Here is a 23,101-nt window from a genome sequence, read left to right on the forward strand (position 1 = left end):
GTTAACCTGCAGGAAAAGGAATTTTCATGTTTTCATGGGCCCGATTAAGCGCACTTGCGCTGCTGGTCAGCGGCAGTGCGCTGGCAACGACATCACCAGACAGCATCATCAAACCGCTGATGCAGCAGTATCAGATCCCCGGTATGGCGGTGGCGATTCTGCACGACGGCAAAACCGAATTTTATAACTACGGCGTGGCATCGAAAGAGAGCGGACAGCCAATCAGCGAGCAGACGCTGTTTGAAATCGGTTCGCTGAGTAAAACGTTTACCGCCACCTTAGCCAGCTATGCGGCGCAGCAGAACAAACTGAAATTCAGCGACGCGGCCAGCCAGTGGCTGCCGGAACTGAAAGGCAGTGCTTTTGATCGCGTCTCGCTGCTGAATCTGGCGACGCACACCAGCGGCACGCCGCTGTTCGTACCGGATGACGTGACCAATACCCGCGAGCTGATGCGCTGGTACAAACAGTGGCAGCCAGAGGCCCAGCCGGGCACGGTGCGGGTTTATTCCAACCTCGGTATCGGTATGCTCGGCATGATTGCGGCTAAGAGTCTGCATCAGCCGTTCATCAGTGCGATGGAAAAGCAGCTGCTGCCGGCGATGGGCATGACGCACAGCTATGTGCAGGTGCCTGCATCGCAGATGGGGCGCTACGCCCAGGGTTATAACAAGCAGGATCGCCCGGTGCGGGTGACGCCAGGCCCGCTGGATGCGGAATCCTATGGCCTGAAATCCACCTCTGCCGATCTGATTCGCTGGCTGGCCATTCAGCTGCAGCAACAGCCGGTCGCGCCCGCATGGCAACAGGCGGTGGCCGCGACGCATCAGGGCTATTACCACACCGAGGCCGCTTTTACTCAGGCGATGATGTGGGAGTATTACCCGTTGCCGGTGACCACGCAGCAGCTGGTGGACGGCAACAGCGGCGCGCGCATCATGAAGGGCATGAAAGCCACGCTGATTACGCCGCCGCAGACTGCGCCGCAGCAGGCGTGGTACAACAAAACCGGCTCCACCAACGGATTCGCCACCTATGCGGTCTTTATTCCGTCGCAGCGGGTTGCGCTGATTATGCTGGCAAATAAGTGGTTCCCGAATGACGATCGGGTGGTGGCTGCGGAAAAAATCATCAGCAACATCGGGACGGGCGAATGATCACCATCAGAGCGCTGCGCGCAGAAGATTTTATGCCGTGGCTGGCGCTGTGGCAGGGCTATCAGCGCTTTTATCAGACCACCATTGACGATAACACCACCGGCGAGAGCTTTCGCCGCTTGCTGTCCCGCGCGGAACCCATGCACTGTCTGGTGGCCGAGCAGGACGGCGCGATGGTTGGGCTGGTGCATTTTCTTACCCATTGCTCAACCTGGACTCAGGGCGACTACTGCTATTTGCAGGACCTCTACGTCAGCGAAGCCGCGCGCGGTCTGGGCGCCGGCAAGGCGCTGATTCTGGCGGTCTATGAACAGGCGGAGAAGCTCGGCTGTTCGCGCGTTTACTGGCTGACGCAGGCGTCTAATAGCCACGCGCGGGCGCTGTACGATCGGCTGGCGCAACAAACCGACTTTGTGCAGTACCGTCATTTATTCGATCAGCCGTAATTTTCCCGGGCTGCCATGGAGGGCGGCCCCCGCGTGCCTGGTCAAGGCGCGCTTGCGTTATTCATCTCATCATTTCGCTCCCTGAACCCTTTCAAACGAAAATCCCTCAGATAAATAACTGTGACCATGCTCGCTATTTTCTGCCTGAGTGCTGTCTTTTTGTTCGCTGGATGTTATGAATGAATATGTAATGTGTTTCGATTGAAACTAAAGCGTAAACAGACGGAGTGCGAGATGATCACGACTTTTACCTCAGAACAACAACCCGACGATTTTAAACAGCATGTGCGCCTGATGAAGCAGGCGCTCAGAGCACAGATTGGCGATGTCGAAGGCCTGTTTGAGCAGGTCAGAAGTAAGATTGTCAGTGAAATCGCGGCCGCGCGCGCCGAAGAGAAGCAGCACGGAACGGCGTGGCCGCAGGTCAGCTTCGCGGATCTGGCCGCTGGCCGCATCAGCGAACAGACCAAAAATCACATCCGCCGCCGTGGCTGCGTGGTGGTAAAGCAAACCTTCAGCCGTGAGCAGGCGCTGGCGTGGGATGCTGACATGCTCAACTACCTTGACGACAATGATTTTGACCGTGTCTATCAGGGGCCGGGTGACAACTTCTTTGGCAACCTCGACGCCTCGCGGCCGGAGATCTATCCCATTTACTGGAGCGATGCGCAGATGTCGGCCCGCCAGAGCGAGGCCATGGCGCAAACCCAGGCGTTCCTCAATCGCCTGTGGAAATTCGAATCCGCCGGTACGCGCTGGTTTGATCCAGACGTGAGCATCATCTATCCGGATCGCATCCGGCGCCGGCTGCCGGGTACCACCTCAAAAGGGCTGGGCGCGCACACCGATTCCGGCGCGCTGGAGCGCTGGCTGTTGCCGGCCTATCAGCAGGTGTTCAGCAAGATCTTTTCTAACCAGTTCGATCAGTACGATCCGTGGGATGCGGCGCACCGCACGGATGTGCAGGAGTATCAGTCTGGCACCACCACCAAATGTTCGGTGTTCCGCACTTTCCAGGGCTGGACCGCACTCTCTGATATGCAGCCCGGTCAGGGACTGCTGCACGTGGTGCCGGTGCCGGAAGCCATGGCTTATCTGCTGCTGCGTCCGTTACTGAAGGATGTGCCGGAAGAGGAACTGTGCGGCGTGGCGCCCGGCAAAGTGCTGCCGGTATCGGAGCGCTGGCATCCGGAATTAATTGCCGGCCTGTGTTCGATCCCGGCGCTGCAGGCGGGCGATTCGGTGTGGTGGCACTGCGATGTGATACATGCGGTAGCGCCGGTAGAAAATCAGCAGGGCTGGGGCAACGTGATGTACATTCCCGCCGCGCCGATGTGCGATAAAAACGCCGACTATGCGCAGCAGGTGGCGCAGGCGCTGGCGACTGGTGTCTCACCGGGCGATTTCCCCAAAGAGGATTACGAAGCCAGCTGGCGCGGTCGTTTTACGCCGCAGGATCTGAATGAAAACGGCCGGCGCAGTCTGGGATTAGCGTGATTTCTGCTAAGCTGGGCAAAAACTTTTTTACAGCAGGCTCTATGAACGCACGTCATCAGCACATTATTCAACTGGTCAGCGAGCGCGGCAGCGTCAGCGTCAATGAACTGGCGCAAACCACCGGCGTTTCGGAGGTGACGGTGCGCCAGGATTTGAACCTGCTGGAGAAGGGCGGCTTTCTGCGCCGCGTGCACGGTTCCGCCGTGGCGCCGGAAAGTGATGACGTAGGCGCGCGCATGCAAACCCGCTTTGCGGTGAAAAAACGCCTGGCGGAGTACGCCGCCGGGCTGGTTAACCCCGGCGAAACGGTGTTTATTGAAGGTGGTAGCACCAATGCGCTGCTGGCGCGAGAGCTCAGCCATCGGCAGGACATCACCATCATCACCGTCAGCCATTACATCGCCGGACTGCTGCGTGAGCAGGGCGGCGATGTGATTATTCTCGGCGGGCTGTTTCAGAAAAGCAGTGAGTCGGTAGTCGGGCCGTTAACGCGGCTGTGCATTCAGCACCTCAACTTCCATAAAGCGTTTATTGGCATTGACGGCTGGGATGAGGCGACCGGTTTCACCAGCCGCGACATGCTGCGCTGCGATGTGGTGAACGCCATCATGGAAAAGCCCACCCACACCGTCGCGCTCACCGACTCCTCCAAATTTGGTCAGATTCATCCCTATGCGCTGGCGCCGCTACAGCCGTTTAAGCAGGTGATTACCGACGCGGAACTCGCCGCAGGCTGGCAGCAGCAGCTGCGTGCGCAGTCGCTGCAGCTCAGTCTGGTTTAACCTTTATTGCGTTCAATCTCTCCCTCAGGCTTAGCGTTATCAGCTATTGATTGCATCGACGCACTATTCATGTAATAAATAAAGTTACATGAAGGCAACCGATCGGGACAATGATGACGCAAAATACCAACGATATCTTCAACGAAGAGTTTGCGCGGCAGTACGACGCGTATAACGGCAAACATCAGCCAATCGCCGATAATCTGCATCTGCTGATTTCACTGGTGCTGGACAACGCGCCGCCGCAGGCGCGGGTGCTGTGTGTGGGCGTCGGGACCGGCAGCGAAATTATCCGGCTGGCGCAGCAGCACCCGGAATGGCAGTTTACCGGTGTCGATCCTTCACCGGACATGCTGGCGGTCTGCACAGAAAAACTCACCGCCGCCGGGATACGGGCGCGCTGCCAGCTGCATCAGGGCTACCTTAACGACGTGCCGGTTACCGCCGATTACGATGTGGTGCTTTGCCTGCTGGTGACGCATTTTATCCAGCATCCGCAGCGGGCGGGTATTTATCAGCAGATGCAGCAGCAGCTCAAACCGGGCGGACGCTTAGTGACGGCAGAAATTGCCGGCGATGTGCAGGATACCGGCTTTGATGAACAACTGCTGTTCTGGAAAACCATGCATGAGAGCGCCAGCGGCAGGGCGCAAAATCTGGATGAGATGAAGCAGATGCTGACGCAGCGGCTGCTGTTGCTGCCTGCAGCCCAGACCGAAGCGCTGATGGCGCAGGCCGGGTTCACGCCGCCGCAGCGCTTCTTTCAGTCGCTGCTGATACATGGCTGGACGGCGCGCAAGCGCTAAACCGCTTAATAAGGTTGAGTGAGCTGACGATTCATGAAGTTAGCAGCGCCTGCGCGGTCAGCTCGTCGGTGATCAAACCGGTGACGAGTCCGCTGGCCAGCACCGCGCGGATCGCCGCCACTTTGCTCGGTCCGCCGGTCAGCGCCACGATCTCTGCGCGCTGCGCCAGATCCAGCGGCACCGACAGCGTGCGTGCCGTCAGCGAGTTGTGAATCATCTGCCCGTCAGCGGCAAAAAAGTGCCCCAGCAGTTCGCCCACCGCGCCGGCTTCCGACAGGGCGCGGATCTCGGCTGCATCGATCATCCCGGCTTCCACCAGCTGGGCGGCCGGTTCCACGGTGCCAATGCCCACTAGCTTCACTTCACTGTGCGCGGCCATGCTAAACACTTCGCTGACACCACGCTGCGCCAGCAGCACATCGCGATCCTCTTCGGTGTTAGCAAAAAACGGTACCGGCATCATGTAGGCCTGCGCACCGGTTTTTTCGGCGATGCGATGCATGACGTCATGCGGATTGAGCGCGTAGTTGCGCGTCAGGCAGCCGAGCAGGGAGACAAAGCGCAGGTGCGGCGCGTCGATGCGTGCCAGCTGGTGAATTGCTGCCGACAGCGTCCGGCCGTGGCCGAGACCCAGCGTGATCGCCGGCGTGGAGGCCAGAAGATTACGCAAATAGTCGGCACCGGCCATGCCCAGCGCGCGCACCGGCAGGTCTTCTTCACCGAGATCGGGTGCCACCTGACAAAAGTTCAGGCCGTAGCGGCTGCGCAACTGCTCTTCCAGCGTCACGCAGGCGACAATCGCGCCGTCGATGGTGACTTTCACCGCGCCTTCGGCCACCATGCGCGCAATCAGCCGATGGGTTTTCACCGACGGCAGGCCGAGCCGTTTGGCCACTTCAGCCTGCGTCAGGCCGCCAACATAGTGCAGCCAGGCCGCCCGCAGGGCCAGAGAGTCATCGCGTTCAGCGGAAGTCGGTGCGGATTTCATCGGGTTGTCCCTGTCTGGTTGAGGGGTGCTGCGGGCTGACGAAAGCCCTCAGCACGGCATGCTCACGCGAGATGCAAATCCTGCACCCCGGTATCAATATGGTCGGCCCAGAACGCCACGCTTTCGGCAATCTCCGCCACCACATTGCTGTCGGTGGGTTCGCGCTCTTTGAAGCTTAGCTCGAGGCAAATCTCGTTATCCTGCGCGCCGCCGCGCGCCAGCGCCTCAAGCAGCGGCTGCGGCTGAATGCGACCGCCGGCATTGTACTGCAATGTAAAGGGCCTGTGCCCGCCTTTATCCATCATGCTCTGCTTTATATGGATGATGGGCGAAAAGCGCGGCACCGCTTCAGCCCAGGCGTAAGGGTCGTAGTCACGCGGATCGGCAGAAGTGACATCGCCATGATCGATATCCGCCATCATCCACATCGGCAGGGCAAACTGTGCTGCGCTCAGTCGCTGCTGCAGCGCCATACAGGCGGGAATGGTTTCGCCAAATTCGCGTCCGACGCTCATCGGTTCCCAGAACAGGTAACGCAGACCGGCCGCTTTGGCGTGTTCCGCCACTTCCGCCCAGCAGTCAATAGCGATGGCAATCAGCGCTTCACGCCGCGCCGCATCGTTAAAATCCCGCTGGGTGAAGATGGCAAACTGCGAGCCTACCGCGACGCCGCCCAGTTCCGCGGTGATGTCGGCAAAGGTTTTAAACCAGTCAATGTAGTAGCGACGTACCGCCGCATCCGGATGACCAAAATGGTTGAGGCGGCCATACGGGCCGGTCATGCCGGAGGTGACGCGCACGCCGGTGGCACGCAGCGCCTGCTGCATGCGGCGCGTCATGTGGGTGAGCGTGGCAGCAGGCCAGCCGGGATTGATAAACTCATGCGTCAGCTGCAGATCGCGGATGCGGATCTGCTGCGCCACGGTGTGAATTAAATCGCCGGGATCGGCGAAGCGGTTCACCAGCGGATTGGTATTCAGCGAAAGCGTTAATGGCATGCGGCACCTCTCAGCCAGCGTGGGCGCGCAGCGGCGCGGCAGGGTGGAAAGTCTGTTCGAACCACTGGCTGAACGCGGTGCGCTGTGCAGCGCTCAGGTGCAGCTGATGTTTGGTGCGACGCCAGAGAATGTCTTCCGGCTGCTGCGCCCATTCGTACTGCACCAGGTAACGCACCTCGGCCTCGTACAGCTGGCCGCCAAAATGCTCACCGAGATCGCTCAGCGAACTGGCGTTGCCCAGTAGCGTGCTCATACGCGCACCGTACAGTCGCGCATAGTGCTTGCGCAGCGGCTGCGGCAGCCACGGCCAGCGCGCTTTGATCTCCTCCAGGAAGCTGTCAAAATCGGCATGGGCGATCTCGCCGCCCGGCAGCGTGGCGCTGCGCGTCCAGTCCGCGCCCATGTTGGGGAAAAACGGCGCCAGCTGTTGCAGCGCATGCTCGGCCAGCTTGCGGAACGTGGTAATTTTGCCGCCGAACACGTGCAGCAGCGGGGCATCCTGTTGATTATCGAGGTCGAACACATAATCCCGCGTCACCGCCGAGGGGTTGCCTTTGCCGTCGTCAAACAGCGGCCGTACGCCGGAGAAGCGGGTAATCACATCGCTGGCGCGCAGCTTAACCTTGAAGTAGCGATTCACCACGTCAATCAGATACTGCTGCTCGCTATCATCCGCACTGACATCTTCCGCTTTGCCCTGCCAGGGAATGTCGGTGGTGCCGATTAACGCTTTATCGCCCTCATAGGGATTGATAAAAATCACCCGCTTGTCGGTGTTTTGCACCAGATAGGCCTGCTGGCCCTCCCAGAATTTCGGCACGATGAGGTGCGAGCCTTTCACCAGCCGCACGCTGCGCTGGCTTTGCGTATGGCTAACCTGATTGACGATATCCAGCACCCACGGCCCGGCGGCATTCACCAGCGCGCGGGCGAACACCGTGCGCTGCGCGCCGCTGGCCTGATCCTGCAGGGTAATTTGCCATTTGCCCGGCAGACGCTGCGCTGCCACGCAGCGGGTGCGTGGCAAAATAGTGGCGCCGCGCTCGGCGGCATCCAGCGCATTGAGCGTCACCAGCCGGGCATCGTCCACCCAGCAATCGGAGTACTCAAAGCCTTTCTGGTAGCTGTCCAGCAGCGGCGCGCCTTCAGGATCGCGCGTCAGATCGAGCACGCGCGTGCCCGGCAGTTTTTTGCGTCCGCCAAGGTGGTCATACAGAAACAGCCCCAGCCGTACCAGCCACGCCGGACGATCGGACGGGCTGTGCGGCAGCACAAAGCGCATCGGCCAGATAATGTGCGGCGCCGCGTTCAGCAGCACCTCGCGTTCAATCAGCGCCTCGCGCACCAGGCGGAATTCGTAGTACTCCAGATAGCGCAGGCCGCCGTGCACCAGTTTACCGGAGCGCGAGGAGGTGCCTGCGGCAAGATCGTCTTTTTCACACATCATCACCGACAGCCCGCGCCCGGCGGCATCGCGCGCGATACCGGCACCGTTAATGCCACCGCCGATCACAAACAGATCCAACGTGTTGTCACTCATGCGTTACTCCTTAAAACTGTTTAATGCCTGCCAGGCGGCAGGAAGATCGCGGCGGATCTGCTGATACTGGGGGAACAGCTGCTGGTAGCGCTGCATCAGCGCAGGCGACGGCGCTTCGGCGTCGTCCAGCAGCGGGCGCACCCAGCGTTCAACGCAGTGCGCCATGTCCGGATACGCGCCAATCGCCACCGCCGCCATCATGGCCGCACCCGCTGCGCCGGCCTCCTCGCGCTGGCTGATGCGCACCGGCGCGCCAATACAGGCGGCAAGGATTTGCCTGAGCGGTTGCGATCGCACCGCACCGCCGGTAAGGCGAATTTCTCCCGGCAGCGTGGCGCCCATCGCCTGATAACAGTCGCGTGCCGCCATGCCGATGCCTTCAATCACGCCGCGCACCAGGTCGCCAAAGTTGTGCTGGTAGTTGAGGCCGGTGAAACTGGCGCGCGCGTCGGCGTTGACGAACGGTCCGCGCTCACCGGCCAGCGAAATGTAAGGATGGAACAGCAGGGTGCCCGGCTGCGCGTCGTTGAGCCAGCGATCGATCTGCTGCACCAGCCGCGCATGATCGGTTTCACAACCAAAACTGCTCAGCAGATCGCTGGCCACGTTCAGCAACCAGTCGAGATTGAGCGTGGAGGCCATGTTGGTTTGCACCTGAGTGACATAACCTGGCCACGGCAGCGGGATCACGTAGCCGGTTTGCGCCGGGTTGAGCCATACCTCGTCAATGGTGACGCTGCGCAGATGCACGCCGGTTGAGCCGACAATCGAACAGGCGGTATTGGCTTCACCGGTGTGCACCCCGGCACCGAGCGCGGTCATCGCCATATCGACATAGCCGAGACACACCGGCGTGCCAGCCAGCAGGCCGGTTTGCCGGGCGGCGTCAGCGGTGAGGCCATGGGTGATTTGCGTACCGTCGATAATCTCCGGCAGCAGGTGGCGCCGGTGGTTAAGCCCCAGCGCGTCGATTACCGTGTCGTCATAGCGCTGGTGGCGATAGTTGCCAAAGGTAAAGCTGGCTTCAGACGGATCGGTGGCGCGCACGCCGGTCAGATTGAGATAGAGCCAGTCCTTGCAGTGCAGCGCCACTTCGGCGCGCGCCAGCAGTTCGGGATAGTGCTGGTCCATGTGCGCCAGTTGCGCACCCTGCTGGCAGGTGTTAAGACCGGTACCGGTGGCCTGAAAGCGTGCGGCGGCCAGCGGCTGCTGATTAAGTTTTTCCACCGTGGCGGCGGCGCGGGCATCCAGCCAGATCCACGCATCGTCCACCGGCTGATTATCAGCACCGACCAGCCAGCTGCCATCGCCTTGGGCGGTCACCGCCACGGCCACCACGCGCGCCGCCAGATTCTCCACCCGATCGCCGAGCTTGTGAATCGCACTGACCGCATCCTGCCAGGTTTGCGTCATTGACTGCTGGGCGGCACCGCCTGCGCTGCGGTAATAGCGATTGCGCGCCGACGCGCACGCCAGCTGGTTACCTTCCAGATCAAACGCCACCGCTTTAACCACCGAGGTGCCGGAATCCAGACCCAGAATGATATCGCCACTCTCCACATACACCTCCGTTCGCTGCTCGCGGTGCGGAAACCCCTGTTTGGTTTATCCGCAGCCTTGTTAATTAGCTGTGATGATTTTGCTAAATACTGTCTTACACCACTTCTCATGGAGATAACATATCTGGTGTATTATTTTTCCAAAAAAAGAATAAATTTCACTCCGGATGGCGAGCCCGATCACAAAATCAGTGGGGGTTGCGGATGCGCCTGGACACTGTGAAAGGTTTTTAATGATTGTATTAAAGGGGTTTTTAAACGGATTTGGGGTGATTGCAGGCAAATAAGCGATCCAGATCGCGCTGTGCGAAAAATTGCGCGCCACCTGTTGACAATTTAGTCACAACAGCACAATTCTCATCACACAAGTTATCACATTTATAACATTGCAGGGCGATGAACATCGTCGCTGTTCACCCTGAGAGGTCACGTTATGTCCGAGGTCTCAATCTTAACGCAGCAGCTGGCACGCAAACGTCGGCGGCGCTACACGCTCAGCGGCGTGGTGATCGTGGCGCTGGTGGCTGCCATGGCGCTGGATACCAAAGTAGTGCGCATCGGTTCGGCGGACGACGCGCGTCAGCAGGGCTTCTCCGCAGACAGCTACGGGCAGAAAACCTTTCCCGGCATCCAGCAGGATGTCGAAGCGCGCGCGGTGGATGCCGCCACGCTGGCGACCGCACTGAACAGCGATCGGCAGCAGGCGGTGGCCAGATACGGTGTCGGCTCGCCGCTGCCGGTGCTGCCGGTCAAACTGCAGGGCGTGGTGCAGCCGGGGCAAATGGGTGTCTTCCCGTTACAGGTCGCCGGTCTGCCGGCGGGCACGCAGCTGCGGTTGCAAACCGGTCCGGCGATCACCGGCACCGATCTGCGTGATGCCAGCGGCAAAATTCAGTTTGGTGATTTTACTAATCAGATCGAATACCAGAACGCTGGTGCGGCGATTAACCGCGCCATGAAAGCGGCGGTACTGGAGAAACTGGACCGCGACGCGCTGCCGGGCAAAACCGTGCAGGTGGTTGGCGTGTTCCGTCTGCTCAGTCCGACCAACTGGCTGATTACGCCGGTGCGCGTGGAGGTGCAATGAAACCGTTCAACGTCAACCCGGCGCTGCTGAAAGGAGAAGTGATTCTGCAGGCGCGCAACGTCAGCAAAGTGTATGGCTCCACCCATGCACTGAAAGGCGTCAATTTTGAAATCCGCCGCGGCGAAGTCACCACGCTGTTCGGTGAAAACGGCGCCGGTAAATCGACGCTGATGAAAATTCTTTCTGGCGTGATTACGCCAACATCCGGGGAAATTCTGTTAAACGGCGAAGCAAAGGTGTTCCGTTCGGCCACCGAGGCGCGCGACTGTGGTATCTCGATTATTCATCAGGAGCTGAATCTCGCGCCCAACATGAACGTGCGTGACAACATTTTTATGGGGCGCGAAATCATGCGGCCCGGCGGGGTGGATTATGCCGAAGAGGCGCGGCTGACCCGCCATCTGATGGCAGCGCTGGAGGAGGAGATTGATCCGCTGACGCCGGTGGAGAACCTGCGTCTCGGGCAGCAGCAGATTGTGGAAATCGCCCGCGCGCTGTCGGTGAATTCACAAATCCTGATCATGGATGAACCGACCTCGGCGCTTAGCGCAGCGGAAGTGGCGGTGCTGTTTCAGGTCATTCGCGATCTGACCAGTCAGGGCGTGGCGATTGTGTATATCTCACACCATCTGGAGGAAGCACTGGAGATCACCGATCGCGCAGTGGTGCTGCGCGACGGCGTGATGACCGCCTACGCCCGGCGCGACGAGATCGACCTCGAATGGATCGTGCGCAACATGGTGGGAGAGCACTTCGACCTCGGTTCACCGCCCGGCGGCTATGCCTTCGGCGGCGACGCGCTGACGGTGCAGGCGTTAACCGTGAAAAGCAAAACCGGTATCCGGCTGGTGGATCAGCTGTCGCTGACGGTGCAGGCCGGCGAGATTGTCTGCATTTATGGCCTGATGGGCGCGGGGCGCACCGAGCTGCTGGAGTGTCTCGCCGGACGGCTGAAGCAGAGCAGCGGGCACATCCTGCTGCAGGATACCGAGATCTCCGCGCTGTCGCTGTCGCAGCGCATCAAAATGGGGCTGGCGCTGGTCCCGGAGGATCGCCAGCGCGACGGGCTGGTGCAGACCATGACGGTGGGCGAAAACCTGTCGCTGGCCAGCATCAGCGAGTTCGTGCGCGGGCTGGTGCTGTCAACGCGACGGGAGAAACAGCTGATTAGTGACAGCATCCGTAACGTGACGGTCAAGACTGCCGGCGGTGAGGCGGCTATCGGTTCCCTGTCCGGCGGCAATCAGCAAAAGGTGGTGATCGGCAAAATGCTCGCCACCCGACCCAAAGTGATTCTGCTGGATGAACCGAGCCGCGGCATCGATATCGGTGCCAAAGCCGAAGTGTTTCGTCTGCTGGCGGAGAACGCCAGCAAAGGGCTGGCGGTGGTTTATACCACCTCAGAAGTGGGCGAGTGCCTGAGTATCGCGCACCGCATCGTGGTGATGAGCAAAGGGCGCATCTCGGCCATCTTCGACGCCAGCGTGAGCAAAGAACGCATTATGGCCGCTTCGGGCGAGTCTCTGGTGGCATGACATGAAAAACGGAGCAAACGGTATGACTGACAGAACCCAAACGCTGGATAGCGCACCGCGGGTGGCGAAACCGGCCAGCGGCAAGCGCCTCAATCTGGCGCGGCTGCTGCTGGAAGGGCGTGCCTTTATCGCGCTGCTGGTGATTATCGCCACTTTCTCCCTGCTATCGCCCAACTACTTTACCGGCGCGAACTTCCTCACCATGGCGTCGCATGTGGCCATCTTCGGTTTGCCGGCGATCGGCATGCTGCTGGTGATCCTCAACGGCGGGATTGATTTGTCAGTCGGCTCGACGCTGGGACTGGCTGGGGTGATGGCCGGCTTTATGATGCAGGGCATCAACCTTGAAGCGCTCGGCGTGGTGCTCTACCTGCCGGTGTGGGCGGTGGCAATTCTGACGCTGGTGCTGGGCGCGCTGGTAGGGCTGGTCAACGGCGTGCTGATTGCGATTTTTCGCGTCCCGGCGTTTGTCGCCACGCTCGGCACCATGTATGTGGCGCGCGGTATCGCGCTGCTGATCACCAACGGTCTGACCTACAACAAACTCTCCGGCAGCGAAGCGCTGGGCAATACCGGTTTCGACTGGCTCGGTTTTAACCGCCTGTTCAACATCCCGGTCGGCGTGCTGGTGCTCGGCGCAGTGGCGCTGGCCTGCGGTTTCCTGTTGAGTCGCTCGGCGTTTGGCCGCTGGCTGTATGCCTCGGGCGGTAACGAGCGCGCCGCCGATCTCTCCGGCGTGCCGGTGAAACGCATCAAAATCAGCGTCTACGTGCTGTCGGGTATCTGTGCGGCGATGGCCGGGCTGGTGCTCTCTTCGCAGCTGACCTCCGCCGGTCCGACCGCGGGAACCACCTACGAGCTGACCGCCATTGCTGCGGTGGTGATTGGCGGTGCGGCGCTGACCGGAGGACGCGGTAACGTGCGCGGCACGCTGCTGGGCGCGTTCGTGATTGGCTTTCTCTCTGATGGCTTAGTGATTATCGGCGTTTCTGCCTACTGGCAGACGGTGTTCACTGGCGCCGTGATTGTGCTGGCGGTATTGCTCAACACCCTGCAATACGGCCGGCGCGGTCGCTAACCCTGTGCGCGCTGGCAGGCTGGCGCGCGAGTAACCGTAAAACAAACCTGTACCCTAATAATAACGGAGCACCTATGTTCACTAAACGTCTGTTTATCGCCGCCGCCGCGATGGCCATCTCCACCTTTGCCTTACCCAGCTGGGCCAACAACGGCCTGATGACCATCATCGTCAACGATCCCTCGAACCCATACTGGCTGACTGAGGGCCAGGTCGCGCAGAAGGCGGCGGAGAAGCTGGGCTACAGTGCCAAAGTTAGCGCGCACAAAGGGGATACCAACACCGAAAGCCAGCTGATTGATACGGCGATCACCAATAAATCCAAGGCGATTATTCTCGATCCGGCGAATGCCGACGGCTCGATTGGATCGGTGAAGAAAGCGATTGCCGCCAATATTCCGGTGTTCGTGATCAATGCCGAACTGAACCAGAGCGGGCTGGCTAAAGCGCAGCTGGTGTCGAATAACGCCCAGGGCGCGGCAGTAGGCGCGATGGAGTGGGTGAAGCAGGTGGGTGACAGCGCCAGTTATGTCGAGCTGGTGGGACCGCCGTCGGATAACAACGCCGCCACGCGCGCCAACGGTTTCGATACCGTGCTGTCTCAGTACCCGACGCTGAAGAAAGTCGGCCAGGAAGTGGCGAACTGGGATCGCACCCAGGGCTTCAATAAAATGCAGTCGCTGCTGCAGGCTAATCCGAACATCAAAGGGGTGATCAGCGGTAACGATGAGATGGCGCTGGGTGCTATCGCCGCCCTGAAGGAGGCCGGCAAACTCAGCCAGGTCAAAGTGGGTGGGTTTGACGGTTCACCGGATGCGGTCGACGCGGTTAAAGCCGGTACGCTGGCCTATACCGTGATGCAGCCGGTAGCGCAGTTCGCACAGAAGGCGGTAGAGCAGGCGGACACTTTCCTCAAAACCGGCAAAACCGGTGTTGCACAGGAGAAGCAGCTGTTTGACTGTATCCTGATCACCAAAGACAACGCCGGTGATTTCGTTTCGCCGTTTGTCCTGAAGCAGTAAGTCAGATTACCGATGGCGGCATTTTAGCCGTCATCGGTTGCCTGCTGCGCGCCTGATTTGCAAAAGAAACGTTTACGCGCTGTAATCAAAGCCGAAACTGCATTTCCGCTTCACTTTCCGGACGAAACATGGCGCATAACCCGCAAGAGACCTCCGCTGGTCACTTCCTGAATGAAACCTTACCGGGCGACAGCCGTCAGGCGCGTCAGCTGGCACGACGCCAGCTCATAGCCGAAGCCGTGATGGCCGAAGGCGCGGTGCGTATCGAAGATATTACTGAGCGCTTCGGGATCAGCCTGATGACCGCCCATCGCGATATTGATGAGATGGTCGAGCGCGGGCTGCTGCATAAATCACGCGGCGTGGTCTCCGCCACACCAACCAGCCTGGTGGAATCCAGCGATCTCTACCGTGCCACGCGCCAGCTGGAAGAGAAGCAGGCAATTGCCGAAGTGGCCGCTGGCTACCTTGAACCCGGCCAGGCGCTGTTTCTGGATGATTCCACCACCGTGCTGCAGATGGCGCGGCTGCTGCCAGCCAAAGCGCCGCTCACGGTGATCACCAACTCGCTGACGTTAATGAATGAATTACGCAACGGTCGCGATATCACCCTGATGGGGCTCGGCGGCCAGTTTCATCACTGGTGTAACGCCTTTATGGGGCGCATGACGCGAGACGAAATCGCCAGCCTGCGCGCCGATGTGTTTTTTGTCAGCATGTCGGCGATTATTGATGATGCGGTGTTTCACCAGTCGGCCGAGACGGTGGAGACCAAGCGCGCGATGTTCGAGGCGGCGCAGAAGCGCATCCTGATGATGGATAACACCAAGTTTGAGCGGCGCGCGCTGCATCGCTTTGCCCACCTGAGCGAGTTTGATGTGGTGATTGTTAATCAGGGCACGCCGGTGCCGGTGCTGCGTCGCCTGCAGGAGCTGGGGGTGAATGTGGTGGTGGCACCGATGAAAACCGGGCAGGGACGCACAGAGGCGTAATGCCCGGTTTGCGCGTTAGCCAAGGCCGATGAAGAAGCCGGCAATGGTGGCGCTCATCAGATTGGAGAGCGTTGCGGCGATCAGCGCACGCAGTCCCAGCCGCGCGATTTCCGGGGTGCGCTCTGGTGCGACGGCCGAAAAGGCGCCGACCACCACGCCAATCGAACCAAAGTTAGCAAAGCCGCACAGGGCGAACGAGACGATGGCGATGGTTTTGCCGTCGAGCGCGCCCGCCTGATGCAGATAAGGTGAAAAGCTGATGTAGGCGACAAACTCGTTCACCACCAGTTTCTGACCTATCAGACTGCCCGCCAGCGCCGCATCGTGCCACGCCACACCCATCAGCCACGCCAGCGGAGCCAGCGCGAAGCCGAGTATTCCCTGCAGGCTGATGTCGCCGTGACCAAACCAGCCGCCGATGCCGCCGAGTATGCCGTTGAGCATCGCGATGATACCGACAAACGCCATCACCACCGTCGCCAGACCAGCGGCTATTTTCATCCCGGTAATCGCTCCGCTGGCGGCGGCTTCAATCAGGCTGCGTGCCGGCGTGTCGCTAAACGACAGGTGGGTAAAAGTCACCTGCGACGCTTCCGTTGCCGGACTGAGCAGCCGCGCGAACAGAATGCCGCCGGGAATAGCCATCAGCGAGGCGGCCAGCAGATATTCAATCGGCACCCCCAGCCCGGCATAGCCGAGCATAGTGGAACCGGCTATTGAAGCCATGCCGCTGCAGATGGCGGTGAACAGTTCGTTGCGATTGAGACGGTTGACGAAGGGTTTGACGATGGCCGGGATCTCATTCTGGCCGAGGAAAATGGTGGTGACCGCCACGAAGGATTCGAGTTTACTGATATTGAGCGCGCGCTGAAAGATCCCGCCGAGCAGGCGAATGATGGCGCCCATCACGCCAATATAGTAGAGCACGCTAACCAGCGCGGTGATAAAGATGATGGCCGGCAGAACGTGAAAAGCAAACACAAAGCCGGCGCCGTTAAACACCTTGTCCATTTGCGGTCCGGCCAGCGCGCCAAACAGAAACGCGCTGCCCGCATCACTGTAAGCCAGCGCCTGATGCACGCCGCTGGCGACTTTTTCCGCCAGCCATTTGCCCGGCGGCAAATAGAGGATCGCGCCGCCGAGGGCAATCTGAATCAGTAACGCGGCACCCGTGGTGCGCAGACTGATGTGTTTTTTATTTACTGACAGCAAAAACGCGATCGCCAGTAATACCACCATACCCAGAACACTTCTCATTATATCCATCATGATATTTCCTGATGTCAGCCTGGTGAGGTTGCATAGCGGTATGGGCGACCACTTTCTGCCCATATTGTGGGGTTAAAGGATTAGCGGTACCTGCGCACGCAGTCTTCGACTAAATCCCAGAACCAGGCGGTATCCAGCGTGATGCCCACTTTGGTGTTTGCCGGTTTCCCCAGCACACCCAGCGCATCACACACCGTGCGGCCATAGCAGGGACCGCTGTTGACATCGATTTCGACAAACATCGGCTGAACGTTGAAGGCATCCGGATTGATCAGATAGGCCACACAGGTGGCGTCATGCACCGGGCCGCCTGCCAGACCGTAATTGTCGTGCTGGGTTTTCAGCGTAAAATTCATCATGTCGCTGAACAGCTTTCCGGCCGGGCCGCCGGCCTTTTCCATGCGGGTTATAATGTCCGGCGTGCACACCGTCTGGTGCGTTAAGTCGAGGCCCATCATCACCAGCGGGGCGCCGGCGGTAAATACCACGCGCGCGGCTTCCGGGTCGGCAAAAATATTGAACTCCGCCGACGGGGTAAAATTACCGGTGCCGTAAGCGCCGCCCATCAGCACGATTTCACGGATTTTGGGAATGATTTTCGGCTGCATGCGCATCGCTACCGCAATATTAGTGAGCGGGCCGACCGGCACCAGCGTGATATCCCCGTCGCTGTTCATCAGCGTATCGATAATAAAGTTCACCGCGTGCTTTGTTTCCGCTTTACGCGTCAGCGGGCCGAACACCGGGCCGTCAAGACCGGTTTCGCCGTGAATATTATCGGCGACGATCTGCTGGCGCATAATCGGCTGTGGCATGCCGGCATAAACTGGCGTGTCAATATTCAGCGTCTGGCAAACATTCAGGCCGTTGACCAGCGTTTTGTCCAGAATTTGATTGCCCGCCACGATACTGATGCCGAGCAGTTCTATCGAAGGATGTTTCGCGGCCAGCATGATGGCGATGGCATCATCATGACCGGGATCACAGTCCAGAATAATTTTACGTGCTGTCATGGTTTACTCCTCAGCTTCTTTAGTTATCACCTTAATTTCATTGCAGAAATTTTCCGGTGCGGTAGGGTAGAGGCCTTCACCTTAGCAGCGGCGTGACACGCCAGAGTATGAGAAATCTCATAGTGGACATCGAATGATGAAAGAAATAAATAATGACGCGCTGAAGCAGCAGTTAATAATGGCGTCCGGCTATTGCGATAAATTTTCAGCCGATGTGATCCCGCACACACATTTATTTCATATTCTTGCCGGGGACTATATTGTGCGCGAGGGCGCTCTGCCGGCGTATATGTTTTATCTGGCGCGCGGTCGCACCAAACTGTATGTCACACTGGCCAATGGCCGTATTTCGCTGGTGGATTTCTTTAATGCGCCCTGTTTTATTGGCGAGATTGAAGTGCTGGATGAAACACATGCTTCACGCGCGGTGCAGGCGATTGAAGCCTGCTGGTGCCTGGCGCTGCCGGTGAAAACCTGCCGCACGCTATTGTTAAATGACGCACAGTTCCTGCGCCACGCCTGTCTCGGTTTAGTGAAAAAGAATTTCCGCAATATTGTTACCTCAACGCGCAATCAGGCGTTTCCGCTGGTTAACCGGCTGGCGGCCTTTATCCTGCTGACCCAGCATGAGGGTGTATATAAAGAGAAGCATACGCAGGTGGCGGAGTACCTTGGCGTGACCTATCGCCACCTGCTGTATGTGTTTGCGCAGTTCAGCGCAGAAGGGGTGCTGCGTAAGCAGCAGGGGGGTTATGCGATCGGTAACCGCGCGGCGCTGACGGCCTTAGCCGAAGAGATGGAACCCGGCGCAGCGCTGCCGGGTCACTGAGGTTTATGCGCCCTGGCGGGTGGCCGCCAGCACGATTTCCCGCACGCAGACCGACTGCGGCTGTGAATAGGCGTAATCGATGGCGCTGGCCACGTCGTCTGCGCTGAGCACCTTGCCGCCCATTTCGGCTTTCCACGCGTGATAACCTTCCTTAATTGCTTCGCTGGTGGTGTGACTCAACAGCTCGGTTTCAACTGCGCCCGGCGCGATAACGATCACGCGTACATTGTGCGGCGACAGCTCTTCGCGCAGGTTCTCTGACATGCCATGCACAGCGAATTTAGTGCCAACATACACTGCGTGATTAGGAAACGTCTTCCGTCCGGCCACTGAGCTGATATTGATGATCGTGCCGCTTTTACGGTCAACCATGCCTGCGGTGACCGCCTGCACGCCATTGAGCAGGCCTTTCACGTTGACGTCGAACATCTTATCCCATTCGCCGGCATCCTGTTGTTCAATCGCGCCGAGCAGCATCACGCCCGCATTGTTAATCAGCGCATCGACCGGGCCAAACTGCTGCTCCGCATCCTGCACTGCGGCAGTAAATGCGTGGCGATCGGTCACATCAACCGCGCGGCACAGGGCGTTGGGCAGGTTCAGTGCCGTCATACGATCGATACGGCGAGCCAGCAGCAGCAGGGCATGTCCACGCGCCGAAAGCAGTTTCGCCGTGGCAAGACCGATACCGGAGCTGGCACCGGTGATGACGATTAAGGGTTTAACATTCTGGGTCATAATGACTTCCTCATAGATAAAATTAATGGCGAAGCTGAGGCGTGCACTTTAAATCGCGCGGCAATTGGTGAAAAATGGTTTATTTCTTTCGCCGATATAATGATTTTCTATGGATAAGCGACAGCTAAAAGCTTTTATCTGCGTGTTTGAGGAGCGCAACATCACGCGCGCCGCACAGTTACTCAATCTGACGCAGCCCGCGCTCTCGGCCACGATCAAACTGCTGGAAGAGGAGCTGGCCACCACGCTGTTTATCCGCAGGCCGCGCGGGGTGGAGGTCACGGAGGACGCTCGCGTCCTTTATCCGCAAGCGCGCAAGATGCTCAGCGATATGCAGGCGCTGGTCACACGCTTTCGGCAGCCGTCGGATTGCCTGCCGCTTAAGATTGGCGTCGAAGGGGATGTCGCGCCCGCCCAGCTGGCGCAACTGCTGACGGCCATCCGGCAACATTTTCCCACGGTGCTGCTTAGCGTCGAGCCCGGCTGCGTGGGCGATATCCGGCTGGCGTGTGAAAGCCTGCGCTGCGAAGACGAGCTGTTTATGCCGCTGTTTGAAGAGCACTACGTGCTGGCGTATCCCGCCAGTCATGCGCTAAATCAGCTGGAAACGCTGACCCATGACCTGTTGCATCCGCTGTCGTGGGTAATGGTGCCGACTGATGAGTCACATCAGCGGCTGCTGCCGTTTTACGGTGCGGGTGCGGCAGCGGCCAACGCCGGCAGCTACGCGCTGGCGCTGGATCTGGCGGAAGCCGGCTTTGGCGTCACCATTGCGCCGGCGCCGCTGGTTGCCGCGCGGCATCGCCTGGCCTGGCGCGCTTTACCCGGTCAGCCGCTGATGCGGCGTGTCGGCATTTGCTATGCGGTTCAGGCGCAGGCCAATCCGGCGGTAGAACGGGTGCTGGCGCACTTCAGCCACGGCGTGTCTTTGCGTACATCGTGATAGACCCGGTGCGCTGTCGGGCGCACCGGATCAAAGCGGATTAGCGCGGGTTCATCATGTCAAATATGGCGTCAAAATTGCCGTCGCGTTCGGCCCAGCGCCGCGCGTGGTCGCGCTCCAGCAGCAGTTCGCCGCGCGCGACCAGGCCATTTTCCAGCATCTGCAAAATCTGCGCGATATAGTCGTCCAGCGGCATGGCGCGGGGATCGCTGAGCTGGTGATCACCGGTCAGCGCCGTCTGTAAATACGGCGGCAGCATTTCCAGCACCTCGACCGGGGTATTACGCAGCTGATGACGTAGCGAAACCAGCCAGGAATGCAGAAAGGCTTTGCTGGCGCAGTAGGTGGGAAAACTGGCCAGCGGCATGAAGGCCAGCGCGGAACTGGTTGCCATCAGCGTGGCCTGCGGCTGACGGCGCAGCAGCGGCAAAAACGCGGCGGTGACGCGAATCACACCGAGGATGTTGGTCATCACGATTTGCTCAGCAATATCACTGGTCCATTCGTCCGCCGTCACCGTTTCCGGCTGCGAGATACCGGCGTTGGCGATCAGCACGTTGATATGCGGAAACTGCGCGTGAATCGCTGCGGAACAGCGGGCGAGGGCGGTGGCGTCATTAACGTCCAGAGCAAAGCCAGTAATGGCCGGGCGCTGGGCGGTGATCTCATCGAGCAGCGCCTGACGTCTGCCGGTGATAATGACGCGGTTTCCGCGATCGTGAAAAACCTCGGCCAGGCGGCGGCCAATACCGCTGGTTGCGCCGGTGATGAGCAGGGTGTTGTTGGTCAGTTTCATAATGTGCCTTGTCAGTCAGAGAATGAAAGGCCACGTGCGGTGATGCACTGCTAGCGATCCCGAGAAACAGGATGCGTAGAAAGCGTGAACGATGCCGTGGCGCTGTTCCGGTTTTCCTCTGCGCAGAGGCCCATTCCGGTTCAGGGCGCGTTGGATGACGGTAACGCCTACGGCAAGTCAGAAGTGAGATGCGCGCTTACTATATAGCGAGCCGGGGAGGGATGTCTATCCTGTCGTCCTGTTCCTACAGCCTGTGGCGGTGTGTCTGATTCATGTGGAGGTGCAGGTGTGACATTTTCACTGCAAACCTTTCCAGACGACCGACAATGAAAAAGATCTTATTAACGCTGAGCCTCAGCCTGGCGAGTGGATTATTGAGTGGGATGGCGCAGGCGGATGACTGTGATTTTCCTGCAAACAACGGGCATAAAAATTTCACTATCAATCTGATCACGCCAAATATTACGGTTGGTGCTGATGTGCCGGTGGGCACCATTATTCATCGCCAGAGACTGAGATCGGCAGACAGTTTTACACCTCAACTGGTGTGCCATACATCGGATAGCAATAACCCATTTCCGGTTCAGCAATTTGTGAGTTTAACGAATACTCAGCCGCTTGTTCCTGGCTGGACTGAAAGTTATCCCGGTGCAGTCTATCAAACGTCAGTACCGGGAATTGGCGTGGCGGTAATCAATGAGGATGGTTATGACCAATCCAAAGATAAAGCCATAAATGGCGTACCTCTGCAAAAATGGGAGTATCCTTCAACAAAATACGGGAGCTCTGACGTATTAATTCGGAATCAATTTTCTCTCGTTTTCATTAAAACCGGACCGATTGGACCTGGCATTATCAACGGTACACAATTACCGACGGTGGTATTAAATGTGAGCAGCAACCGCCCGGTGACAGGATTACCGAAAGAAGTATTCCGGGAGAACTTTGCTGGCTCGATTAACGTTGTTGCGGGCACGTGTAAGACTTCCGATGTAAATGTGCCGATGGGGAGTTATGGGCTGGATAAGTATTTTAATGGTAAAACATCAAATACTCCATGGAAAGGCTTCTTAATCTATCTACATGACTGCCCGGTGTTTCACGGTACTTATACCAATATCGATAGTCCTCCTTTATACAATATTGGCGGAAGCACACAGGCTGGACTTATGGCGCGAAATTATTTTGAAGTCCAAATTTTACCGACATTTGGGGTTGTTGATGTCGCTAATGGTATTTTTAATTTAAGTAATGAAGAAAATTCCGCCTCAGGTATTGCTATCCAAATGGCAACGGGACAGCAAGCTACGCCGATTGACCTAAGTAAAGTTATTAAGCAGGAATTTCTCTCAACAGGTGAAAGTACGCAAGCCATAGTCTTATTGGCTCGCTATATCCAGACAGGCACAACTGTTACGCCGGGTAAAGCAAATAGCAAGGCGATGTTCACGATCAGCTATCACTGAGGGGCGATGAATTTGTCGCGACAGCGCGTTGACTGAAATCACCATAACCGGATGCTTTTGCAGGTAAGCGTAGACCCGTTGAGCGATGTGGTTGTCAGGTAACGGCATGAGGATCTGGGGATTGTGGCGAGTCAAAACACCGGCGGACATCTCGATTTAGCCGGCATCATCAAATGGCGCATAATGTATATTATGTTAAATAAAGTATCTGATCACGTATCTCAATCCTTCAGTTTCGCCCTTCACGCCTCTTACCTATCCCACCGGTCTGTTTAATTGACACCACGACGTTATCCTGGTGCGCATCAATGCGCACCCTACAGCTGACTGCCCGGTCAGCTTCGCACTTTGTGGCTTTTATCATGTCTTTAGCTCATCCAGCATGACAACGCTACGCGAAAACTTCCCGGTTATCCCTCAGCGCTTTTGCCAGATTTCACGTAGCGCGATCGGTCTGTTTGCTGGATACCACTCACGAGTAACTCTGGTGCGCATCAATGCGCAACCTGCAATGCCACTCCGCACTTCACAATCGCAGGGGCGCCATTCATGGCGACCGA

The 23,101-nt window shown here is 58.5% G+C and carries 21 protein-coding genes; 13 read left to right on the forward strand and 8 right to left on the reverse strand.

What is annotated here, in order from left to right:
- The first annotated feature begins 26 nt into the window (after window positions 1–26).
- The 5 genes from ampC to F3J36_RS03735 all read left to right on the forward strand — a co-directional run bounded on the left by ampC (window position 27) and on the right by F3J36_RS03735 (window position 4,688).
- Window positions 27–1,157 (forward strand): class C beta-lactamase, encoded by a 1,131-nt coding sequence (gene ampC, locus F3J36_RS03715; RefSeq protein WP_166718955.1) that lies wholly within the window; start codon window positions 27–29, stop codon window positions 1,155–1,157.
- The gene (locus F3J36_RS03720) at window positions 1,154–1,603 is read left to right on the forward strand and encodes a GNAT family N-acetyltransferase (protein WP_211072805.1); all 450 of its coding nucleotides are present in this window, start codon (window positions 1,154–1,156) and stop codon (window positions 1,601–1,603) included. Before ampC ends, F3J36_RS03720 begins: the two co-directional genes overlap by 4 nt.
- Window positions 1,604–1,837: 234 nt before the next feature.
- A complete protein-coding gene (locus tag F3J36_RS03725) occupies window positions 1,838–3,100 on the forward strand; it encodes a DUF1479 domain-containing protein (RefSeq protein WP_166718956.1) in 1,263 nt (420 codons plus the stop codon).
- A 41-nt stretch (window positions 3,101–3,141) separates the two neighbouring features.
- Window positions 3,142–3,882 carry a DNA-binding transcriptional regulator YciT gene (locus tag F3J36_RS03730; protein WP_058769793.1) on the forward strand — a complete coding sequence of 247 codons (741 nt, stop codon included), beginning with the start codon at window positions 3,142–3,144 and terminating at the stop codon, window positions 3,880–3,882.
- 110 nt (window positions 3,883–3,992) lie between these two features.
- Window positions 3,993–4,688, forward strand: coding sequence for a class I SAM-dependent methyltransferase (locus F3J36_RS03735; RefSeq protein WP_247653123.1), 696 nt, complete (start codon window positions 3,993–3,995; stop codon window positions 4,686–4,688).
- 31 nt (window positions 4,689–4,719) lie between these two features.
- Here the strand turns inward: F3J36_RS03735 and F3J36_RS03740 are convergent, their stop codons facing one another.
- The 4 genes from F3J36_RS03740 to F3J36_RS03755 all read right to left on the reverse strand — a co-directional run bounded on the left by F3J36_RS03740 (window position 4,720) and on the right by F3J36_RS03755 (window position 9,774).
- Window positions 4,720–5,676 (reverse strand): sugar-binding transcriptional regulator, encoded by a 957-nt coding sequence (locus F3J36_RS03740; RefSeq protein WP_166718957.1) that lies wholly within the window; start codon window positions 5,674–5,676, stop codon window positions 4,720–4,722.
- 62 nt (window positions 5,677–5,738) lie between these two features.
- The gene (locus tag F3J36_RS03745) at window positions 5,739–6,674 is read right to left on the reverse strand and encodes a sugar phosphate isomerase/epimerase (protein WP_141495441.1); all 936 of its coding nucleotides are present in this window, start codon (window positions 6,672–6,674) and stop codon (window positions 5,739–5,741) included.
- A gap of 10 nt (window positions 6,675–6,684) precedes the next feature.
- Entirely contained in the window at window positions 6,685–8,214 is a 1,530-nt protein-coding gene (locus tag F3J36_RS03750) for a glycerol-3-phosphate dehydrogenase (RefSeq protein ID WP_166718958.1), read from the reverse strand.
- 3 nt (window positions 8,215–8,217) lie between these two features.
- Entirely contained in the window at window positions 8,218–9,774 is a 1,557-nt protein-coding gene (locus F3J36_RS03755) for an FGGY-family carbohydrate kinase (RefSeq protein WP_104092940.1), read from the reverse strand.
- A 432-nt stretch (window positions 9,775–10,206) separates the two neighbouring features.
- On the opposite strand from F3J36_RS03755, the gene F3J36_RS03760 reads away from it, so the two are divergent.
- The 5 genes from F3J36_RS03760 to F3J36_RS03780 all read left to right on the forward strand — a co-directional run bounded on the left by F3J36_RS03760 (window position 10,207) and on the right by F3J36_RS03780 (window position 15,487).
- The gene (locus tag F3J36_RS03760; protein WP_166718959.1) at window positions 10,207–10,860 is read left to right on the forward strand and encodes a DUF2291 family protein; all 654 of its coding nucleotides are present in this window, start codon (window positions 10,207–10,209) and stop codon (window positions 10,858–10,860) included.
- Window positions 10,857–12,395 (forward strand): sugar ABC transporter ATP-binding protein, encoded by a 1,539-nt coding sequence (locus F3J36_RS03765; RefSeq protein WP_021506048.1) that lies wholly within the window; start codon window positions 10,857–10,859, stop codon window positions 12,393–12,395. The genes F3J36_RS03760 and F3J36_RS03765 overlap by 4 nt, the downstream gene beginning before the upstream one ends.
- 22 nt (window positions 12,396–12,417) lie before the next feature.
- Window positions 12,418–13,473, forward strand: a complete 1,056-nt coding sequence (locus tag F3J36_RS03770; RefSeq protein WP_058758647.1) for an ABC transporter permease — start codon at window positions 12,418–12,420, stop codon at window positions 13,471–13,473.
- 74 nt (window positions 13,474–13,547) lie between these two features.
- Complete coding sequence (locus tag F3J36_RS03775) at window positions 13,548–14,495, forward strand: D-ribose ABC transporter substrate-binding protein (protein ID WP_058758551.1); 948 nt, start codon at window positions 13,548–13,550, stop codon at window positions 14,493–14,495.
- 128 nt (window positions 14,496–14,623) lie between these two features.
- Window positions 14,624–15,487 carry a DeoR/GlpR family DNA-binding transcription regulator gene (locus tag F3J36_RS03780; protein ID WP_021506045.1) on the forward strand — a complete coding sequence of 288 codons (864 nt, stop codon included), beginning with the start codon at window positions 14,624–14,626 and terminating at the stop codon, window positions 15,485–15,487.
- A 15-nt stretch (window positions 15,488–15,502) separates the two neighbouring features.
- Here the strand turns inward: F3J36_RS03780 and F3J36_RS03785 are convergent, their stop codons facing one another.
- On the reverse strand, window positions 15,503–16,753 hold the full coding sequence (locus tag F3J36_RS03785) for a NupC/NupG family nucleoside CNT transporter (RefSeq protein ID WP_166719127.1): 1,251 nt from the start codon (window positions 16,751–16,753) through the stop codon (window positions 15,503–15,505).
- An 83-nt stretch (window positions 16,754–16,836) separates the two neighbouring features.
- A complete protein-coding gene (rihB, locus tag F3J36_RS03790; protein WP_058758552.1) occupies window positions 16,837–17,769 on the reverse strand; it encodes a ribosylpyrimidine nucleosidase in 933 nt (310 codons plus the stop codon).
- Between the two features lie 136 nt (window positions 17,770–17,905).
- Here rihB and yeiL point away from each other — a divergent pair, with 136 nt between their 5' ends.
- Window positions 17,906–18,598 (forward strand): transcriptional regulator YeiL, encoded by a 693-nt coding sequence (yeiL, locus tag F3J36_RS03795; protein ID WP_166719128.1) that lies wholly within the window; start codon window positions 17,906–17,908, stop codon window positions 18,596–18,598.
- Between the two features lie 3 nt (window positions 18,599–18,601).
- Here yeiL and F3J36_RS03800 read toward each other — a convergent pair whose 3' ends face one another.
- Window positions 18,602–19,336 (reverse strand): SDR family oxidoreductase, encoded by a 735-nt coding sequence (locus F3J36_RS03800; RefSeq protein WP_166718960.1) that lies wholly within the window; start codon window positions 19,334–19,336, stop codon window positions 18,602–18,604.
- Between the two features lie 109 nt (window positions 19,337–19,445).
- Between F3J36_RS03800 and F3J36_RS03805 the strand changes: the two genes are divergently transcribed.
- The gene (locus tag F3J36_RS03805) at window positions 19,446–20,279 is read left to right on the forward strand and encodes a LysR family transcriptional regulator (protein ID WP_166718961.1); all 834 of its coding nucleotides are present in this window, start codon (window positions 19,446–19,448) and stop codon (window positions 20,277–20,279) included.
- Between the two features lie 40 nt (window positions 20,280–20,319).
- Here F3J36_RS03805 and F3J36_RS03810 read toward each other — a convergent pair whose 3' ends face one another.
- A complete protein-coding gene (locus F3J36_RS03810; protein WP_166718962.1) occupies window positions 20,320–21,075 on the reverse strand; it encodes an SDR family oxidoreductase in 756 nt (251 codons plus the stop codon).
- Between the two features lie 326 nt (window positions 21,076–21,401).
- Between F3J36_RS03810 and F3J36_RS03815 the strand changes: the two genes are divergently transcribed.
- Window positions 21,402–22,541, forward strand: a complete 1,140-nt coding sequence (locus tag F3J36_RS03815) for a fimbrial protein (RefSeq protein ID WP_166718963.1) — start codon at window positions 21,402–21,404, stop codon at window positions 22,539–22,541.
- Window positions 22,542–23,101 lie beyond the last annotated feature (560 nt).

Source organism: Pantoea sp. Cy-640, assembly GCF_011752635.1.
Classification (GTDB): Bacteria; Pseudomonadota; Gammaproteobacteria; order Enterobacterales; family Enterobacteriaceae; genus Pantoea; species Pantoea dispersa.

Bases quoted from the DNA above. Each gene is read 5' to 3' on its own strand.
- ampC (WP_166718955.1), top strand. From the start codon at position 27: ATGTTTTCATGGGCCCGATTAAGCGCACTTGCGCTGCTGGTCAGCGGC.
- F3J36_RS03720 (WP_211072805.1), top strand. From the start codon at position 1,154: ATGATCACCATCAGAGCGCTGCGCGCAGAAGATTTTATGCCGTGGCTG.
- F3J36_RS03725 (WP_166718956.1), top strand. From the start codon at position 1,838: ATGATCACGACTTTTACCTCAGAACAACAACCCGACGATTTTAAACAG.
- F3J36_RS03730 (WP_058769793.1), top strand. From the start codon at position 3,142: ATGAACGCACGTCATCAGCACATTATTCAACTGGTCAGCGAGCGCGGC.
- F3J36_RS03735 (WP_247653123.1), top strand. From the start codon at position 3,993: ATGATGACGCAAAATACCAACGATATCTTCAACGAAGAGTTTGCGCGG.
- F3J36_RS03740 (WP_166718957.1), bottom strand. From the start codon at position 5,676: ATGAAATCCGCACCGACTTCCGCTGAACGCGATGACTCTCTGGCCCTG.
- F3J36_RS03745 (WP_141495441.1), bottom strand. From the start codon at position 6,674: ATGCCATTAACGCTTTCGCTGAATACCAATCCGCTGGTGAACCGCTTC.
- F3J36_RS03750 (WP_166718958.1), bottom strand. From the start codon at position 8,214: ATGAGTGACAACACGTTGGATCTGTTTGTGATCGGCGGTGGCATTAAC.
- F3J36_RS03760 (WP_166718959.1), top strand. From the start codon at position 10,207: ATGTCCGAGGTCTCAATCTTAACGCAGCAGCTGGCACGCAAACGTCGG.
- F3J36_RS03765 (WP_021506048.1), top strand. From the start codon at position 10,857: ATGAAACCGTTCAACGTCAACCCGGCGCTGCTGAAAGGAGAAGTGATT.
- F3J36_RS03770 (WP_058758647.1), top strand. From the start codon at position 12,418: ATGACTGACAGAACCCAAACGCTGGATAGCGCACCGCGGGTGGCGAAA.
- F3J36_RS03775 (WP_058758551.1), top strand. From the start codon at position 13,548: ATGTTCACTAAACGTCTGTTTATCGCCGCCGCCGCGATGGCCATCTCC.
- F3J36_RS03780 (WP_021506045.1), top strand. From the start codon at position 14,624: ATGGCGCATAACCCGCAAGAGACCTCCGCTGGTCACTTCCTGAATGAA.
- F3J36_RS03785 (WP_166719127.1), bottom strand. From the start codon at position 16,753: ATGGATATAATGAGAAGTGTTCTGGGTATGGTGGTATTACTGGCGATC.
- rihB (WP_058758552.1), bottom strand. From the start codon at position 17,769: ATGACAGCACGTAAAATTATTCTGGACTGTGATCCCGGTCATGATGAT.
- yeiL (WP_166719128.1), top strand. From the start codon at position 17,906: ATGAAAGAAATAAATAATGACGCGCTGAAGCAGCAGTTAATAATGGCG.
- F3J36_RS03800 (WP_166718960.1), bottom strand. From the start codon at position 19,336: ATGACCCAGAATGTTAAACCCTTAATCGTCATCACCGGTGCCAGCTCC.
- F3J36_RS03805 (WP_166718961.1), top strand. From the start codon at position 19,446: ATGGATAAGCGACAGCTAAAAGCTTTTATCTGCGTGTTTGAGGAGCGC.
- F3J36_RS03810 (WP_166718962.1), bottom strand. From the start codon at position 21,075: ATGAAACTGACCAACAACACCCTGCTCATCACCGGCGCAACCAGCGGT.
- F3J36_RS03815 (WP_166718963.1), top strand. From the start codon at position 21,402: ATGAAAAAGATCTTATTAACGCTGAGCCTCAGCCTGGCGAGTGGATTA.